Annotated in this window: 19 protein-coding genes; 5 read left to right on the top strand and 14 right to left on the bottom strand. The window is 63.6% G+C overall.

Going from position 1 to position 17,553, the window contains the following annotated elements:
- The 11 genes from lipB to MRBLPB4O_RS24715 form a co-directional block, all read right to left on the bottom strand.
- Positions 1-648: a lipoyl(octanoyl) transferase LipB gene (gene lipB, locus MRBLPB4O_RS24665; RefSeq protein ID WP_012274372.1), complete on the bottom strand. Its 648-nt coding sequence runs from the start codon at positions 646-648 to the stop codon at positions 1-3.
- Positions 648-923: a DUF493 domain-containing protein gene (locus tag MRBLPB4O_RS24670; RefSeq protein WP_016501804.1), complete on the bottom strand. Its 276-nt coding sequence runs from the start codon at positions 921-923 to the stop codon at positions 648-650. Before MRBLPB4O_RS24670 ends, lipB begins: the two co-directional genes overlap by 1 nt.
- A 73-nt stretch (positions 924-996) precedes the next feature.
- The gene (locus MRBLPB4O_RS24675; RefSeq protein WP_016489361.1) at positions 997-2,157 is read right to left on the bottom strand and encodes a D-alanyl-D-alanine carboxypeptidase family protein; all 1,161 of its coding nucleotides are present in this window, start codon (positions 2,155-2,157) and stop codon (positions 997-999) included.
- Positions 2,158-2,427: 270 nt separating this feature from the next.
- Positions 2,428-3,429, bottom strand: coding sequence for a septal ring lytic transglycosylase RlpA family protein (locus MRBLPB4O_RS24680; RefSeq protein ID WP_341796865.1), 1,002 nt, complete (start codon positions 3,427-3,429; stop codon positions 2,428-2,430).
- A complete protein-coding gene (gene mltB / locus MRBLPB4O_RS24685; RefSeq protein WP_341796866.1) occupies positions 3,429-4,439 on the bottom strand; it encodes a lytic murein transglycosylase B in 1,011 nt (336 codons plus the stop codon). The genes MRBLPB4O_RS24680 and mltB overlap by 1 nt, the downstream gene beginning before the upstream one ends.
- Positions 4,440-4,456: 17 nt before the next feature.
- The gene (rodA, locus tag MRBLPB4O_RS24690; RefSeq protein ID WP_049275595.1) at positions 4,457-5,560 is read right to left on the bottom strand and encodes a rod shape-determining protein RodA; all 1,104 of its coding nucleotides are present in this window, start codon (positions 5,558-5,560) and stop codon (positions 4,457-4,459) included.
- A gap of 38 nt (positions 5,561-5,598) precedes the next feature.
- Positions 5,599-7,488, bottom strand: coding sequence for a penicillin-binding protein 2 (gene mrdA / locus MRBLPB4O_RS24695; protein WP_016501807.1), 1,890 nt, complete (start codon positions 7,486-7,488; stop codon positions 5,599-5,601).
- Between the two features lie 16 nt (positions 7,489-7,504).
- A complete protein-coding gene (rlmH, locus tag MRBLPB4O_RS24700; protein WP_003249722.1) occupies positions 7,505-7,972 on the bottom strand; it encodes a 23S rRNA (pseudouridine(1915)-N(3))-methyltransferase RlmH in 468 nt (155 codons plus the stop codon).
- Positions 7,973-7,981: 9 nt separating this feature from the next.
- Positions 7,982-8,413, bottom strand: a complete 432-nt coding sequence (gene rsfS / locus MRBLPB4O_RS24705) for a ribosome silencing factor (protein ID WP_016489366.1) — start codon at positions 8,411-8,413, stop codon at positions 7,982-7,984.
- 43 nt (positions 8,414-8,456) lie between these two features.
- The gene (gene nadD / locus MRBLPB4O_RS24710; RefSeq protein ID WP_341796867.1) at positions 8,457-9,116 is read right to left on the bottom strand and encodes a nicotinate-nucleotide adenylyltransferase; all 660 of its coding nucleotides are present in this window, start codon (positions 9,114-9,116) and stop codon (positions 8,457-8,459) included.
- 1 nt (position 9,117) lies between these two features.
- Entirely contained in the window at positions 9,118-10,389 is a 1,272-nt protein-coding gene (locus tag MRBLPB4O_RS24715; protein ID WP_341796868.1) for a glutamate-5-semialdehyde dehydrogenase, read from the bottom strand.
- Between the two features lie 330 nt (positions 10,390-10,719).
- Between MRBLPB4O_RS24715 and MRBLPB4O_RS24720 the strand changes: the two genes are divergently transcribed.
- Complete coding sequence (locus MRBLPB4O_RS24720) at positions 10,720-11,388, top strand: DNA-3-methyladenine glycosylase (RefSeq protein ID WP_341796869.1); 669 nt, start codon at positions 10,720-10,722, stop codon at positions 11,386-11,388.
- A 2-nt stretch (positions 11,389-11,390) separates the two neighbouring features.
- Positions 11,391-12,707 (top strand): bifunctional DedA family/phosphatase PAP2 family protein, encoded by a 1,317-nt coding sequence (locus tag MRBLPB4O_RS24725; RefSeq protein WP_341796870.1) that lies wholly within the window; start codon positions 11,391-11,393, stop codon positions 12,705-12,707.
- Between the two features lie 66 nt (positions 12,708-12,773).
- On the opposite strand, the gene MRBLPB4O_RS24730 is transcribed toward MRBLPB4O_RS24725, so the two are convergent.
- From MRBLPB4O_RS24730 to MRBLPB4O_RS24740, 3 genes are read right to left on the bottom strand one after another with little or no spacing between them, the layout of a single operon-like run.
- A complete protein-coding gene (locus tag MRBLPB4O_RS24730) occupies positions 12,774-13,364 on the bottom strand; it encodes an LON peptidase substrate-binding domain-containing protein (protein ID WP_016501812.1) in 591 nt (196 codons plus the stop codon).
- A 9-nt stretch (positions 13,365-13,373) separates the two neighbouring features.
- A complete protein-coding gene (locus tag MRBLPB4O_RS24735) occupies positions 13,374-14,090 on the bottom strand; it encodes an LrgB family protein (protein ID WP_341796871.1) in 717 nt (238 codons plus the stop codon).
- Positions 14,087-14,449 (bottom strand): CidA/LrgA family protein, encoded by a 363-nt coding sequence (locus MRBLPB4O_RS24740; protein WP_341796872.1) that lies wholly within the window; start codon positions 14,447-14,449, stop codon positions 14,087-14,089. The genes MRBLPB4O_RS24735 and MRBLPB4O_RS24740 overlap by 4 nt, the downstream gene beginning before the upstream one ends.
- Positions 14,450-14,592: 143 nt before the next feature.
- Between MRBLPB4O_RS24740 and MRBLPB4O_RS24745 the strand changes: the two genes are divergently transcribed.
- From MRBLPB4O_RS24745 to MRBLPB4O_RS24755, 3 genes are all read left to right on the top strand, one after another.
- On the top strand, positions 14,593-15,048 hold the full coding sequence (locus MRBLPB4O_RS24745; protein ID WP_174370692.1) for a MaoC family dehydratase: 456 nt from the start codon (positions 14,593-14,595) through the stop codon (positions 15,046-15,048).
- Between the two features lie 200 nt (positions 15,049-15,248).
- Positions 15,249-16,127, top strand: coding sequence for a 50S ribosomal protein L11 methyltransferase (gene prmA / locus MRBLPB4O_RS24750; protein WP_341796873.1), 879 nt, complete (start codon positions 15,249-15,251; stop codon positions 16,125-16,127).
- Between the two features lie 42 nt (positions 16,128-16,169).
- On the top strand, positions 16,170-17,528 hold the full coding sequence (locus tag MRBLPB4O_RS24755; protein WP_341796874.1) for a DUF3426 domain-containing protein: 1,359 nt from the start codon (positions 16,170-16,172) through the stop codon (positions 17,526-17,528).
- Positions 17,529-17,553 lie beyond the last annotated feature (25 nt).

The following is a 17,553-nucleotide window of genomic DNA, read 5'->3' on the forward strand; positions in this document are numbered from 1 at the left end:
TCAGTCGATTCCGCCCGTGAGGGTCGTCTGCTCAGCGTAGTCGAGGTGCTTGACCAGCTGTCCGCGCAGCCTTGTCCTGACCTCGTCGAGTTCGATCGGACCTGCCAGATCGCGCAGCTGGGTCATGGCCAGCCCCGCATAGCCGCAGGGGTTGATTCGGCGGAATGGCGCAAGGTCCATGTCCACGTTCAGGGCAAGGCCGTGGAACGAACGGCCGTTGCGAATTCGCAGGCCGAGGGAGGCGATCTTCGCTCCGTCGACATAGACGCCCGGGGCATCGGGCTTGGCCGATGCCTGCACGTCGTAACTGGCGAGCAGGCCGATCAGGGCCTGTTCGATACGGCTGACCAACTCGCGTACGCCAAAGCCCAGCCGGCGCACGTCCAGCAGCAGGTAGGCCACCTGCTGACCGGGGCCATGGTAGGTCACCTGGCCACCGCGGTCGGTCTGCACCACCGGGATGTCGCCCGGCACCAGCAGGTGCTCGGCCTTGCCGGCCTGGCCCTGGGTGAAGACTGCGGGGTGCTCGACCAGCCAGATTTCATCCTGGCTGTCCGGGCTGCGCTGCTCGGTAAAGCGACGCATGGCCTCCAGCACCGGTTCGTAGGGCTGCAGGCCAAGCTCGCGAAAACCGAGACAGGCGGACATCAGAGCACCATTTTCACGATGCCGGTAGCGCGCAGGGCGCTATTGATGTCGTGCAACTGGTCTTCGCTGGTGGCAACGATGTGCAATTGCACGGTGGTGTACTTGCCTTCCTTGCTCTGGCGCTCAGCCAAGGTCTTCATGTCGACCTCAGCATATTTCTTCAAGATCTCGACGACCGTGTCCTTGAAATGGACAACGGTATCGCCGATCACCTTGATCGGGTAATCAGCGCAAGGGAATTCGATCTTGTGCGACTTGACGTCTGGTTCGCTCATGGCGGAAACGGCCTCGTAAGCCGTGGCAACAACAACACCCCCGCTAGATACGCGGGGGCATGCAGGTCACGTATCAGTTGAACAACCCGAAGAAGAATAGACGGATGCTATCCCACATACGGCGGAAGAAACCACCTTCCTCGACGCCATCGAGGGCGATCAGGTCGGCGCTGTGAACCACTTTCTCGTCCAGTTTGACTTCCACTTTGCCGATCACGTCACCTTTGGCGATTGGCGCGGTGAGCTGCGGGTTCATGGTCATCGAAGCCTGCAGGCGCTTCAATTGGCCTTTAGGCATAGTCATGGTCAGGTCGTCGGCCAGGCCAGCCTTGATCTGGCTGGTCGCGCCCTTCCAGACCGGGGCCTGGGTCAGCTCGGTGCCCTTCTGGTAGAAGGTCTGAGTTTCGAAGAAGCGGAAACCGTAGGTCAGCAGCTTCTGGGTCTCGGCAGCACGGGACTGCTCGCTGTTGGTGCCGAACACCACGGCGATCAGGCGCTGGCCATCACGAACGGCCGAAGCCACCATGCAGTAGCCGGCTTCGTCGGTGTGGCCGGTCTTCAGGCCATCGACGGTCTTGTCACGCCACAGCAGCAGGTTGCGGTTAGGCTGCTTGATGTTGTTCCAGAAGAACTCTTTCTGCGAGTAGATGGCGTAGTGGGCCGGGTCGACGGTGATGATCGCACGGGCCAGGGTTGCCATGTCATGCGCCGACGAGTAGTGCTCCGGGTTCGGCAGGCCAGTCGGGTTCATGAAGTGGCTGTTGCTCATACCCAGGTCGGCAGCCGTCTTGTTCATCATGTCGGCAAAGGCATCTTCGCTGCCGGCGATGTGCTCGGCCAGGGCGACCGAGGCGTCGTTGCCGGACTGGATGATGATGCCGTGCAGCAGGTCGCTGACAGTCACCTGGCTGCCGACCTTGATGAACATGCGCGAACCGCCGGTACGCCAGGCGTTTTCGCTGACGGTAACCGGGTCGTTCTCACCGATCTGGCCGCGGCGGATGTCCAGGGTGGCGATGTAGGCGGTCATCAGCTTGGTCAGGCTGGCTGGCGGCAGACGCTCGTCACCGTTGTTCTCGACCAGCACGTTGCCGCTGGACGCGTCCATGAGTACGTAGGACTTGGCTGCCAGTTGCGGTGGTGCCGGCGTCATCTGCTCTGCCGCGAAGGCGGCAGGCGTGATCATCAGCAGTACAGGCAGGCAAAGTCGTTTGGCAAGGTTGGTGATGTTCATCCGTCTCTCGAAAATCGCTAATGGTCTGAGATGTTCCCTGGGCAAGATCGTGTGCCCAGCGCCAGTCAGTCTAGTTTTATGGCCGTTGGCCTGGCCCGCATGTGCGGCTTTATGTCGCTGCGGGCAAAAGCCGTCATTGTACATGGCCGCGCCCGGCAATTCATGACAAAACCGACAGTTTGGTGTTGCCTTCTTCGCGGGCACGCCCGCTCCCACAGGGTGTCGCATACCCCTGTGGGAGCGGGCGTGCCCGCGAAGAAGACGACGCGGTCAGTCTGCTGTGACCAGCTTGGCCTGCCCCAAGTTCGCCAGGCGGATGCTGTCTTGTGCTTGCTGGATCTCGCCCTGGCTGCCGATCGGCCCCAGGCGCACGCGGTGCAGGGTCTGCTGGTTGCGCACGATCGAGCTGATGAACACCGGTGCGCTGACCATGGTGCTGAGCTTGGAGCGCAGCAGTTCGGCGGCGTCCGGGTTGGCGAAGGCGCCCACCTGCAGGAAGCTGCCGCCATTGCCGCCAGGTACGTTGTTGCCCCCGACCTGCACCGGCACTACCGGCGCTGCATGCTGTTGGGCCGGCGGGGTCCATTGCTCGACACGCCCGGTAGTGGCCGGGATCGCCTGGGTCTGGGCCACCTGCGGCTCTTTCAGCACCATCGGCGGCGTCTGGCCACGCTGGGCCCACCACTGCTGCGGGTCGATGCCCTCCACGCGCACATGCGCGGTACCGGTCTCGGCATAGCCGAGCTTTTTCGCTGCCGCGTAGGACAGGTCGATGATGCGGTCCGAATAGAACGGGCCACGGTCATTCACCCGCAGGATCACGCTCCGGCCGTTGGCAAGGTTGGTCACCCGCACGTAGGCCGGCAGCGGCAGGGTCTTGTGCGCCGCGCTCATGCCATAGAGGTCGTACAGCTCGCCGTTGGCGGTGTTCTGCCCGTGGAACTTGGTGCCGTACCACGACGCGGTGCCCTCGGCGCGGTAATTGCGCGAGTCCTGCATCGGGTAATAAGTCTTGCCCAGCACCGTGTAGGGGTTGGCCTTGTAGTTGCCGGTGTGCACGGTCGGCGTAGCATCGGGGATCTTGTTCACATCCACGTCCCACCACGGCGCGCCGTCCTTGTGGGCCCGGTTGATGTCCAGCCCCGGCTGGGCACGCACGACGTTGCCACTGCTTTGCTGGGGCGGGCGGCTGGATGAACAGCTGGCCAGCAGCACGCCAACGGCGAGGCAGGTCAACAGCTTGAAGGAATTGGCAGAAATGATTGCGCGCATTACTTGACGCCCCGTGCTTGAACCAGCTGTTGCGCAAGCTGATGCACCGCCATGGCATACATCACGCTGCGGTTATAGCGAGTGATCGCGTAGAAGTTCTTCAGGCCCACCCAGTACTCGGGGCCATTGTCGCCCTCAAGGCGGAAGGCGGTAACCGGCAGATCATCGCGCAGCGAATCATGAACCGACCAGCCAAGCGCGCGCAACTCCCCTACCGTCTTCACCGGCTCGATACCGGTGGTCAGGCCTTGGTCGGCACGTGCACCGTCCACCCAGGCGCGGCTGACCACGCCCCCGCCCGCTACCCAGCCATGGCGCTTGAAGTAGCTGGCGACGCTGCCGATGGCATCGTCCGGGTTATTCCAGATATTGATGTGACCATCACCGTCGAAGTCCACCGCGTAGTTGCGAAAACTGCTCGGCATGAACTGCGGCAGGCCCATGGCGCCGGCATAGGAGCCTTTGAGCGTCAGCGGGTCGAGCTGTTCATCACGGGCCAACAGCAGGAATTCGCGCAGTTCCTTGCGGAAGAACTCGGCCCGCGGCGGGTAATCGAAGCCCAGCGTCGACAGCGCGTCGATCACCCGGTAGTTGCCGGTGTTGCGGCCAAAGAACGTTTCCACACCGATGATCGAAACAATGTACTGCGCCGGCACGCCGTATTCCTGCTCGGCACGGGCCAGCACGACCTCGTGCTGGCGCCAGAAGTCCACACCACGGGCAATACGCGCGTCGGTGAGGAACATCGGCCGGTAGTCCTTCCACGGCTTGACCTTTTCGGCCGGGCGCGAGATGGCGTCGAGGATCGACTGCTTGCGCTGCACTTCACGGAACACGCCCATCAGCTGCTCAGGGGCAAAACCATAGTCGCGGCTCATTTCGCCAACAAACTCGGCCACCTGCGGTGAGCCTTGGTAATCGCCGGCATGGGCCAGATGTACAGCGCCGAACAGGCCCACCGCGCCGATCCACGGCGCACAACGGGCAGCCCAGTTACGCACTGCTTGCATGAAATTCTTCACCTTATTCAAACCTGTGCGATCCATTTGCGGTGCGTGTGGATCGACATCAGAACGCCAAACGCTGAAAGCAGCGTCACCAACGATGTTCCGCCATAGCTGATGAAGGGTAGCGGCACGCCCACCACGGGCAGGAGGCCGCTGACCATCCCGATATTGACGAACACGTATACAAAGAAGGTCATGGTCAGGCTACCCGCGAGCAGCTTGCCAAACAGGGTCTGCGCCTGGGCGGTGATCATCAGGCCACGGCCGATCAGCAGCAGGTAGACAATCAGCAGCAGGCAGATACCGACCAGGCCGAACTCCTCGCCCAGTACGGCGATGATGAAGTCGGTGTGGCTTTCCGGCAGAAAATCCAGGTGCGACTGGGTGCCGAGCAGCCAGCCCTTGCCGAACACCCCGCCCGAGCCGATCGCCGCCTTGGACTGGATGATGTTCCAGCCAGTGCCCAGCGGGTCGCTTTCCGGGTCGAGGAAGGTCAGTACCCGCTGCTTCTGATAGTCGTGCATGACGAAAAACCACATCGCCACCGCCACCGGCACCGCCGCCGTCAGCACACTGAGAATCCAGCGCCAACGCAGGCCACCCATGAACAGCACGAAGGCGCCGGAGGCGAGAATCAGCAGCGCCGTGCCCAGGTCAGGCTGGCGCACGATCAGGATGAACGGCACGCCTATCAGCACCAAGCTGATCGCCACGTGCTTCAAGTGGGGCGGCAAGGTGCGCTTGGACAGGTACCAGGCGATGGTCGCCGGCATGATGATCTTCATGAATTCCGAGGGCTGGAAGCGGATCACGCCGGGAATGTTGATCCAGCGCGTGGCGCCCATGGCGTTGTGGCCCATCACGTCCACCACCACCAGCAACAGCACCCCGGTCAGGTACGCCAGCGGCACCCAGCGTGCCATGAAGCGCGGCTCCAGCTGGGCGATGACGAACATCGACACCAGGCCGATGCCGAACGAGGTGGCCTGCTTGAGCAGCAGGTCCCAGTTCTTGCCACTGGCCGAATAAAGGACGAACAGGCTGCCGGCCGCAAGGGTGAGCAGAATGATCAGCAAGGGGCCGTCGACATGGATGCGCTGCAGAAAGCTGGCGCGCCGACGCATCACATCCTCACTGGAGAGCATGCGATCGAAATTGTTCATCACAGGGCCGATTCCTGGGTAACGGTGGCAGGCGCGAACTCGGGCTTGAGCCGGCCATTTTCGTCGAGCAGCCAGGCGTCCATGATCTGGCGTACCACGGGCGCAGCCACGCCCGAGCCGGACTCACCGTTCTCGACCATCACCGATACCACGATTTTCGGGGCTTCGGCCGGGGCAAAGGCGACGAACAAGGCGTGGTCGCGGTGGCGCTCCTGAAGCTTGTTGCGGTCGTACTTCTCGCCTTGCTTGATCGCCACCACCTGGGCGGTACCGCTCTTGCCGGCAATGCGGTACTGGGCGCCGGCGGCAGCCTTGCGCGCAGTACCGCGGGCGCCGTGCATTACCTGCTCCATGCCATGGGTGACCTTGGCCCAGTCGGACTTGTCACGCAGCACGATGTTTTCCATGGGGTTTTCGTCCACAGGCTGCTGGCCTTCGATGGTCTTGGCCAGGTGCGGGCGGTTCCACACGCCCTTGTTGGCGATCAGCGCAGTGGCCTGGGCCAGCTGCAGCGGCGTGGCCTGCATGTAGCCCTGGCCAATACCGAGAATCAGGGTTTCACCAGGGAACCAGGCCTGGCGGCGGGTGGCACGCTTCCATTCGCGCGACGGCATCAACCCGGCAGACTCCTCAAACATGTCGAGGGAAACCCGCTGGCCGATGCCGAACCTGTTCATGTAGCTGGACAGCCGATCGATGCCCATCTTGTGCGCAAGGTCGTAGAAGTAGGTGTCGTTGGAACGCATGATCGCGGTGTCCAGGTCGACCCAGCCATCGCCGGAGCGGTTCCAGTTACGGTATTTGTGGTCATAGTTGGGCAGTTGGTAATAGCCCGGGTCGAACACCCGGCTGCTGGCATTGACCACGCCACTGTCCAGGCCGGCGATGGCCACCGCCGGCTTGATGGTCGAACCAGGCGGGTACAGGCCACGCAGCACGCGGTTGAACAGCGGCCGGTCGATCGAATCGCGCAGTTCGGCATAGGCCTTGAAGCTGATGCCGGTGACGAACAGGTTGGGGTCGAAGCTTGGCTGGCTGACCATCGCCAGCACCTCGCCAGTACGTGGGTCGAGTGCTACCACTGCGCCACGCCGGCCACCCAGGGCGGCCTCAGCGGCCTCCTGCAGCTTGATGTCCAGGCTCAGCACAATGTCCTTGCCCGGTTTCGGGTCGGTGCGCTTGAGCACCCGCAGCACGCGCCCCCGAGCGTTGGTTTCGACTTCTTCGTAGCCGACCTGGCCGTGCAGGTCGTCTTCGTAGAAGCGCTCGATGCCGGTCTTGCCGATATGGTGAGTGCCGCTGTAGTTCACCGGGTCGAGGGTTTTCAGCTCTTTCTCGTTGATGCGCCCAACATAACCCACCGAGTGGGCGAAATGCGCACCCTGCGGGTAATGCCGCACCAGCTGGGCCACCACTTCCACGCCTGGCAGGCGGAACTGGTTCACCGCCACCCGGGCGATCTGCTCTTCGTTGAGTTCGAACAGGATCGGCACCGGCTCGAACGGCCGACGGCCCTGGCGCATGCGCTTCTCGAACAGGGCCCGGTCGTCGGTTGTCAAATCCAGCACTTCGACGATGGTGTCCAGTACTTCCTGCCAGTTACCCGCACGTTCGCGGGTCATCGACAGGCTGAAGCTGGGCCGGTTGTCGGCAACGATCACCCCGTTGCGGTCGAAGATCAGCCCGCGGGTCGGCGGGATCGGCTGCACATGCACCCGGTTGTTCTCCGAGAGCGTCGAGTGGTAGTCGTACTGGATGATCTGCAGGTAGTACAGCCGCGCAATCAGCACGCAAATAAGCAGCACGATCGCCACTGCGCCGACCACGACGCGGTTGCGCACCAGGCGGGCGTCTTTCTCGTGGTCCTTGAGGCGGATCGGCTGCGACATCTGACTGCTTACAGGCTCATTTGTGGTAAGGGTGCCCGGACAACACGGTCCAGGCGCGGTAGATCTGCTCGCCGATGAGTATCCTTACCAACGGGTGCGGCAGGGTCAGCGGCGACAGCGACCAGCGTTGCTCGGCGCGCGCGCAAACCTCAGGCGCCAGGCCTTCCGGGCCTCCGACCATCAAATTCACCGTGCGCGCATCCAGGCGCCAGCGGTCCAGCTCGGTCGCCAGCTGCTCGGTGCTCCAGGGCTTGCCATGGACCTCGAGGGTGACAATGCGTTCCCCAGGCTGAACCTTGCTCAGCATGGCTTCGCCTTCCTGACGGATCAGGCGGGCGACATCGGCATTCTTGCCACGGGTATTCAGCGGGATTTCCACCAGCTCCAGCGACAGCTCGGCGGGCAGGCGCTTGGCATATTCATGCCAGCCTTCCTCGACCCACTTCGGCATGCGCGAGCCGACCGCGATCAGGCGCAGACGCACGACGCTTCCTTATTCCCGGTCTTTGATCTTGTCATCGAAGTAGGCGCTGGCGTTTTCCGGGCTGTGATGCTTGGCATCAGCAGCACGGCTCTGCTCGGCACCCGCCCACAGACGCTCCAGGTCGTAGAACTGGCGGGCAGCGGCAGTCATCATGTGCACGATGACGTCATTCAGGTCCAGCAGAACCCAGTCGCTGTCGCCCTTGCCTTCTTCGCCCAGCGGCTGCGCGCCTTGTTTCTTGACCGCTTCACGGACCTTTTCCAGCATCGCGTTGATCTGGCGGTTGGAGGTACCGGTGGCAATGATCATGTAGTCGGTCAGGCTGTGCTTTTCGCGGACGTCGATAACCTGGATGTCCTGGGCTTTGACGTCTTCCAGAGCGCTAATGGTCAGTTTGACCAGTTCTTCGCCACTGATGCCATTGGTTTTCTGCTTGCTCATATAAAACTCGTTCAACTCGTTGGATGAGGCGCCAGAGGCACCGTCAGTTAGGCGCACGATACAGTTCGTGCGCCTCGATGTAGGCCAGTACGGCGTCCGGCACCAGGAACCTCACCGATTTGCCGCTGGCCAGCAGCTGTCGGATCTGTGTAGCCGACACCGCAAGCGGCGTCTGCCAGACGAACGAAATATTTCCCGCCGGGCCGGACATGGCGGCGGGATCGCTCTCCGAGCGCGCAGCCAGCAGGTTGCGCAGCTCGTCAGGGGGTTCTACGTCGGCATCCGGGCGTTGCAGCACCAGGATGTGACAATGTTGCAGCAATTCTTCCCAGCGGTGCCAACCAGGCAGGCCACAGAAGGCATCCCAGCCCAGCACCAGGAACAACTGGTCGTTGCCGGCCAGTTCGGCGCGGATCGATTCCAGCGTATCGATGGTGTACGACGGCTTGTTCCTTTCCAGCTCGCGGGCATCGACGCTCAGGCAAGCAACGCCTTGCACCGCTTCGCGGACCATGGCCAGGCGATCCTGCGCGTCCACCTGCGGGGTGTCGCGGTGCGGCGGCCGGGCGTTGGGCAACAGGCGCAGCTCGTCCAGCCCCATGAACTCGGCCACTTCCAGCGCGCTGCGCAGGTGGCCGATGTGCACGGGGTCGAAGGTGCCGCCTAGAATGCCGATGCGCCGGACTGCCTGGGCCTTGCTCAACTCAGCAGGACTCCTGACCGCGCAGCTGGCCGTCGCCGATCACTACGTACTTCTCGCAGGTCAGGCCTTCCAGGCCGACCGGGCCACGGGCATGCAGCTTGTCGGTGGAAATACCGATTTCCGCACCCAGCCCGTACTCGAAACCGTCGGCGAAGCAGGTCGGGGTGTTGAGCATGACCGACGCCGAGTCGACCTCAGCCATGAACTGGCGGGCTTCACCCTGGTGTTCGCTGATGATCGAGTCGGTGTGGTGCGAGCCATAGTGGTTGATGTGCTCGATGGCGTGGTCCAGGCCATCGACGACACGGATCGACAGGATCGCGTCCAGGTACTCGGTGTGCCAGTCGTCTTCAGTGGCCGGCTTGGCCTCGATCAGCGCGCGGGTACGCTCGCAGCCACGCAGCTCCACGCCCTTCTCCTGGAAGCGGCGGGCCATCTCCGGCAGGAAGCGCTCGGCCACTTGCTGGTCGACCAGCAGCGTTTCCATGGCGCCGCAGATGCCATAACGGTAGGTCTTGGCGTTGAAGGCCACGTTCCAGGCCTTGTCCAGGTCGGCATGCTGGCTGACATAGATGTGGCAGATGCCGTCCAGGTGCTTGATGACCGGAACGCGGGCATCGCGGCTGATGCGCTCGATCAGCCCACGGCCGCCACGCGGCACGATGACGTCGACAAACTGCGGCATGCTGATCAGCGCACCCACGGCTTCGCGGTCGGTGGTCTCGACCACCTGCACCACGGCGGCCGGCAGGCCCGCAGCAGCCAGGCCACGCTGGATGCAGGTGGCGATGGCGCGGTTGGAATGGATGGCTTCGGAGCCGCCACGCAGGATGGTTGCGTTACCCGACTTCAGGCACAGGCTGGCGGCATCGATGGTCACGTTCGGGCGCGACTCGTAGATGATCCCGATCACCCCCAGCGGTGCGCGCATCTTGCCGACCTGAATACCGGATGGGCGGTAGCTCATGTCGCGGATGGCACCGACCGGGTCCGGCAGGCTGGCGACCTGACGCAGCCCGGTGATCATGCCGTCGATGCGCGCGGGGGTCAGCGCCAGGCGGTCGAGCAGCGCCGGCTCAAGGCCATTGGCGCGGCCGGCGGCCAGGTCCAGCTCGTTGGCGGCAGTCAGTTCGGCACGGGCAGCATCCAGCGCATCGGCAGCGGCTTGCAGGGCGCGGTTCTTCTGCGCGGTGCTGGCACGGCCGATCACCCGGGAAGCCTCACGGGCAGCGCGACCCAAACGGGTCATGTAGTCAAGAACGGACTCAGTCATGGGTTCGGTGTCTTGGCGAAGGGGAAATCGGCTGATTATAACTGCCGCGCAGGTGTACGCCCAGCGGCGGGTGGCGGATGGTAGAAAATGGCTGGGGCAATGCGCAGGAAAGATGTAACTGCACTTATCGAAAATTCCTCTCCCTGCTCCGACCCTTTCGCGGGCGAACCCGCTCCCACGCTGATTCCACACGGCCTGAGCCCTATGAAACACCTGTGGGAGCGGGTTCACCCGCGAAGAGGCCGGCACTGCCAACTTCGATATCCGATTCAGCCTCGATTAAGCCATTCATTGCTATCATCCCCGCCTCCCCAGCCACGAACCGCCCGCATGCCAGCCCTGCCCGACAGCTTTTTCAACCGTGATGCCCAGACCGTGGCCAAGGCGCTGCTGGGCAAGGTAATCCGCCATCGCCACGGCGACCTGTGGCTGGCTGCGCGCATCATTGAGACCGAGGCCTACTACCTCACTGACAAGGGCAGCCACGCCTCGCTCGGCTACACCGAAAAGCGCAAGGCATTGTTCCTCGATGGCGGGCACATCTACATGTACTACGCCCGCGGCGGCGACTCGCTGAACTTCAGCGCCGAAGGCCCGGGTAACGCGGTGCTGATCAAGTCTGCCTATCCTTGGCAGGACGCCCGCTCGGGCCCCAACAGCCTGGCGCAGATGCAACTGAACAACCCCGACGCCAGCGGCAAGCTGCGCCCGGATGCGCGCCTGTGCGCCGGCCAGACCCTGCTGTGCCGGGCGCTGGGCCTGAAAGTGCCCCACTGGGACGCCCAGCGCTTTGACGCCGAGCGGCTGTACGTGGACGATTGCGGCAATGCCGTACCAAGGGTGATCCAGACCGCACGGCTGGGCATCCCGCACGGGCGCGACGAGCACCTGCCCTACCGCTTCGTCGACGCCGAGTACGCCCGCTTCTGCACGCGGAACCCGTTACGTCGCGGCCAAGTCGAAGGCCGTGACTTCTTCATTCTCGAACAAGGAAGCTGAACATGGGCCAATGGCTCGACAGCCTGACCGGCTGGCTCAGCGCCAACCCGCAGTGGCTTGGCCTGGCGATTTTCCTGGTGGCCTGCATCGAGTGCCTGGCCATTGCCGGCATCATCGTGCCTGGCACCGTGCTGCTGTTCGCCGTCGCGGTACTGGCCGGCAGTGGCGCCTTCAGCCTGGGCGAAACATTACTACTGGGTTTTCTCGGCGGTTTGCTGGGCGACGCGGTGTCGTACACGTTGGGCAAGCACTTCCACCAGAACATTCGCCGCCTGCCATTGCTGCGCCATCACCCTGAGTGGATCGGCAGCGCCGAAACCTACTTCCAGCGCTACGGCATCGCCAGCCTGCTGGTGGGGCGCTTCATCGGGCCGCTGCGGCCCATGCTGCCAATGGTCGCCGGCATGTTCGACATGCCCCTGCCGCGCTTCATCGCCGTCAGCCTGGTGGCCGGCGCCGGCTGGTCGGTGGCCTACCTGCTGCCAGGCTGGGCCACCGGCGCGGCCATGCGCCTGCCGCTGCCGGAAGGCTTCTGGCTGGATGCTGGCATCATCGCCGGCACCCTGGCAGTCATCATCGGCTTTAGCCTGACCACCAGCATTCGCGACCAGCGCCATGGAACACGACTGATCGCCGGCATGAGCTTCGCTGCCTTGGCCGGAGTATTTTTTGGCTGGCCTTACCTGCACGAGTTCGACCAAGGCGTGATGACACTGGTACAGGAACATCGCAGCCAGGCCATCGATGGCGCCGTGGTACTGGTGACCCGGCTGGGCGATTTCCGCACGCAACTGTTTCTTGGCGGCCTGCTGACCGGCCTGCTGCTGCTTGCCCGGCAATGGCGGCACGCCTTTTTTGCCGCCGGCGCGCTGATGGGCACGGCAATCGCCAACGGTACGCTGAAATGGCTGTTCGCCCGCGCAAGGCCGGAAGTGCTGACCGACCCACTGACCAGCTACAGCATGCCCAGCGGGCACAGCTCGGCGTCGTTTGCGTTCTTTCTGGTGATGGCGGTACTGGCAGGGCGCGGCCAGCCGCCACGGATGCGCCTGACTTGGGTGATGCTGGGTTGTATTCCGGCGCTGGCGATTGCCCTGTCACGGGTGTACCTGGGGGCGCACTGGCCGACCGATATCCTGGCTGGGGCGCTGCTGGCGTGCTGCGTGTGTGCGCTTAGCCTGGCAGTGGTGCAGCGCCAGCAAACACTGCCGGCCCTGCCGCTGCGGGTGTGGTGGCTGGTGTTGCCAGCATGTATAGCGCTGCTGGCGTTCTTTGCCATGCATGCGCTGCCGCAGGCTTTGCTCAGATACCAGTACTGACGTCGCCCTCACTGGCCTCTTCGCGAGCAAGCCCGCGAAGAGGCCAGCCCAAGCAGCACAAAGAGGTCAGGCGAAAAGCTCACCCTGAATCCGCTCCAGCAATTTCTGAATCTCCCCCAATCGCTGCTGCGGCGAGTCAAGGGTCAGCAGGTCCAGCTTGTCTTCTTCCATGAACGGCAGCAGGTACGCCAGCTGATTGGCCAGCGCCTGGCGCCCGTCCACCGGGCGCGGCATGTCCAGCGCCTCGACCATCGGGTGCTCGCCCAGCGCCACCAGCAGCGCCAACAGGTCGTCATCGGCCTCGAGCAACGGGCTGTCCGCCTGCTCCGGTAGCCATTGCACCTGCCCCACCAGCAACTGGTCCTTCTGCACTTCGGTGCTTTCCAGGTTGAAGCGCCGTACGCCCTCGACGCGAATCCCCAGCAAACCGTTGTCCTGCTGCACGAAGTCGCGGATCACTGCTTCACAGCCGATCGACGCGACCATCGGTGGCGCCTTGCCAACCTGCTCGCCCTCCAGGATGCAGACCACCCCAAAGCCTTCGCCCTGCTTCATGCAGCGCCCGATCATGTCCAGGTAGCGTGCCTCGAAAATCTGCAAATCGAGAAAGCAACCCGGGAACAGCACGGTATTGAGCGGAAACAGCGGTAGTGTCATCACAACTCCTCAAGCCACCAGGCTGACCGCCAACGGCAGGAACACTGCCGTGGCTACCCCCATCAAGCTCATCGCCAGCGCGGCAAAAGCGCCGCATTCGTCACCTTCCTGCAGGGCGACCGAAGTACCCACCGCATGCGCGGTCACACCCAACGACATGCCGCGCGCCTCAGGGCTGTGCACGCCGAAGCGGCTCAGCAGCGCCGGGCCGAAGATCGCGCCGATCACCCCGGTGATCAGTACGAACACTGCCGCCAGCGCCGCCACACCACCAATCTGCTCTGCGACCAGCATGGCGATTGGCGAGGTCACCGACTTGGGTGCCATGGTCATCAGGATCATGTGCTCGGCACCGAACCACCAGCCTAGCAACAGGCAGCAGAGCGTGGCGAACAGCCCCCCGATTACCAGCGTAGTAAATGTGGGCCAGAACAGCTGCCGGATACGCCGCAGGTTGAGATAGAGCGGCACGGCCAGCGCCACGGTGGCGGGGCCCAGCAGGATGTTCATGATTTCGGTGCTGTTGCGGTACTCGCTGTATTCGATGCCGCACAGCAGCAACACGCCGATTACCAGCAACATCGACACCAATACCGGCTGCAGGAAGATCCAGCGGGTTTTCTCGTAGGCCGCCAGCACCACCTGGTAGGCACCGAGCGTAATACCGATACCGAACAGAGGATGGTGCACCACGGCATTCAGCGCGCCTTGCCAATCGAGCATCATGGCTGCTCCTCGCGCTTGCCCTGGCGATGCATGAGCTTTTGCATCAGCACACCAACAAACACCAGCGTTAACAGGCAGGAAATCAGCAAGGCGCCGGCAATCGCCCAGAAGTCAGCGGCGATGTCCTTGGCATATACCATCACCCCCACTGCTGGCGGTACCAGCAACAGCGGCAGGTATCGCAGCAGGCTGCTGGCCGCCTCGTTCAGCGGCTTGCCCACCTCCCCACGGGCCATGAGGAAGAACAACAGCAGCACCAGGCCGATGATCGGCCCCGGCAGAAATGGCACCAACAGGTGATTGATCGCCGTCCCCAGCAGCTGGAACAGCACCAGCCAGGTCAAACCACGCAACAGCATAAGCATCTCCCTCGGGCATGGCCGCCATTATAAGCACGCGCAGCTATAGACCGATATTCGCCGAAAAGCACACAACTTGACTGAAACGGTTCGCCGTGCTGATCTTGCACTTTCGTACCAACTGACAACCTGGAGAGTCCGCGATGCCCTATGTACCGGTTACAGAGCTTTCGCAATATGTTGGTAAGGAACTGGGCCGCTCCGACTGGCTGAAAATCGACCAGCAGCGCATCAACCTGTTCGCCGAGGCGACGGGCGATTTCCAGTTCATCCATGTCGACCCTGAAAAGGCGGCCAAAACCCCGTTTGGCGGCACCATTGCCCACGGCTTCCTGACATTGTCACTGATCCCCAAGCTGATCGAGGACATCCTGGTCCTCCCAGAAGGGCTGAAGATGGTGGTGAACTATGGGCTGGACAGCGTACGGTTCATTCAGCCGGTCAAGGTCAACAGCCAGGTTCGGCTGAAAGTGGACCTGGCCGAAGTGGTGGAGAAAAAGCCGGGGCAGTGGTTGCTCAAGGCGATTGCCACGCTGGAAATCGAGGGTGAAGAGAAGCCTGCCTATATAGCTGAGTCGCTCTCGCTCTGTTTCGTCTGATTTATCCCCGGGGGCGCTACGCGCCCCATTCGCAGCACAAGGCTGCTCCTACAGGGGTATGCGATCTCCTGTAGGAGCAGCCTTGTGCTGCGAATGGGCTGCACAGCAGCCCCCGATCCACAAATCTTCCGCACTCGCGTAGACTGCCAGCCTCCGCGCAGCCTAGGGCTGCCCCTGTCGATTTACCAAAGGTGCCCGCCATGCCCTGGCTGCAAGTACGCCTGGCCATCAGCCCGGAACAAGCCGAAACCTACGAAGATGCCCTGCTCGAAGTAGGCGCCGTCTCGGTCACGTTCATGGACGCCGAAGATCAACCGATCTTCGAACCAGACCTCAACACCACCCCGCTGTGGTCGCACACCCACCTGCTGGCCCTGTTCGAGGCCGATGCCGAGCCCGAGCAGGTGTTTGCTCACCTGCGCCTGCTGACCGGCGCCGAGCTGCCACAGCACCAGGCTGAAGTGATCGAGGACCAGGACTGGGAGCGCAGCTGGATGGACAACTTCCAGCCCATGCGTTTCGGCCGCCGCCTGTGGATCGTGCCAAGCTGGCACGAGGCCCCGGAAAAGGACGCCGTCAACCTGCTGCTGGACCCGGGCCTGGCCTTCGGCACCGGCACCCACCCCACCACGGCCCTGTGCCTGGAATGGCTCGACGGCCAGCAACTCGAAGGCACCCAGGTGCTGGACTTCGGCTGCGGCTCGGGCATCCTGGCCATCGCCTCGCTGCTGCTGGGCGCCCGTGAAGCAGTCGGTACCGACATCGACGTGCAGGCCATCGAGGCTTCGCGCGACAATGCCCAGCGCAACGGCATCGCCGATGACAAGCTGGCCCTGTACCTGCCCGAGCACATGCCGGCCATGCAGGCAGACGTGCTGGTCGCCAACATCCTCGCTGGCCCGCTGGTGTCGCTGGCGCCGCAGTTGTCCGGCCTGGTGCGCCCTGGTGGCCTGCTGGCACTGTCCGGCATTCTGGCCGAACAGGGCGAGGAGGTGGCCGCGGCCTACGCCGCCGACTTCGAGCTGGACCCGATCGTCGTCCGCGACGGCTGGGTGCGCATCAGTGGTCGCCGCCGCTAAGCGGGCCTAGAATATCTCTCTGCATAGCTCCCGGATTGCCGCATGACCGACAGTTTCGTCACCCAGTGCCCGCATTGCCAGACCAGCTTTCGCGTCACCCACCACCAGTTGAGCGTGGCCCGCGGCGTGGTTCGCTGCGGCCATTGCCTGCAGGTGTTCAATGCCGCCAAGCAACTGCTGGAGCAGAACCGCGCCAGCGCACCTGAGGTGCCGGTAGCGGCGCCTGTGCCAGCGGCACCTGCCGAGCCAGTGGTCGAGCCGCCGGTTACCCCCGAGCCTGTCACCCGCGAGCGCAGCATCACGCCTGACGAGGACTGGGCCCTGACCGCCCAGGCGCTGGACGCACTCGACCTCGACCAGGAACTGGCACGCCTGGAGCGGCGCGGCCAGCCGGCCCCGGCACGCCCCGCCAACCTGGATGGCGGGCTGCAGGCGCGCCGTGACGAACTGCACCCGGACGAGCATGCGGACGACCTGTTCGGCAACGCCACCGATGAGCCCTTCGAGCCGCAAACGCCGGCAGAGCCCGCACCTGTGTTGCTGGAGCCGCAGCCGCTGGAGCTGGACCTGGAGCCCGTACCCGGCGAGCGCACCGAGCCGACCCTGGGCCGTAACCTTGACCTGGACATCGATGACGAGCCGCCCGTACACCGCGCAGCTGAAATCGACGACCAGCCCGCCTTCAGCGAACCGCTGCGCACCCGTGATGACGAAATCCCGGAAAAAGGCCTGAGCGCCCGCGACGATGAACCGCTGGCGCTGCACCTGTCGGCGCGCGACGACGACCCTGTCGAGCCGCTGCCGGGTGAACGCCTGGAGCCAGGCCTTGCCAGCAAGCCCGAGCGCCCGGCGCGCAAGGAGCCGCTGGTCGATGTGGTGGACGACCCGCTGCAACTGGGCTGGGAAAAACCCGCGCCCAACTGGGGCAAGCGCCTGCTGTGGGGCTTCCTGACCCTGCTGGCCGCTGGCCTGCTGGCATTCCAGTATGTGTGGTTCCACTTCGACGAAATGGCCCGCCAGGACCAGTACCGGCCGATCTTCCAGCAAATTTGCCCGATCGTCGGGTGCCAGGTGCCGACCCGCGTCGATATCGCAAGAATCAAGAGCAGCAACCTGGTGGTGCGCAGCCACCCGGACTTCAAGGGCGCACTGATCGTCGATGCGATCATCTACAACCGTGCACCGTTCGCCCAACCGTTCCCGCTGCTGGAACTGCGTTTTGCCGACCTCAATGGCCAGCTGATCGCCAGCCGGCGCTTCAAGCCCAGCGAGTACCTGTCCGGCGAGTTGGCCGGGCGTGGCGACATGCCAAGCCAGACGCCCATCCATATCGCCCTGGACATCCTCGACCCGGGGCCAAAGGCCGTGAACTACAGCCTCAGCTTCCGCTCGCCGGAATAGTCAGCACAACCCTGTGGGAGCGGGC

It is taken from the genome of Pseudomonas sp. LPB4.O (assembly GCF_038383825.1).
Taxonomy (GTDB): Bacteria; Pseudomonadota; Gammaproteobacteria; order Pseudomonadales; family Pseudomonadaceae; genus Aquipseudomonas; species Aquipseudomonas putida.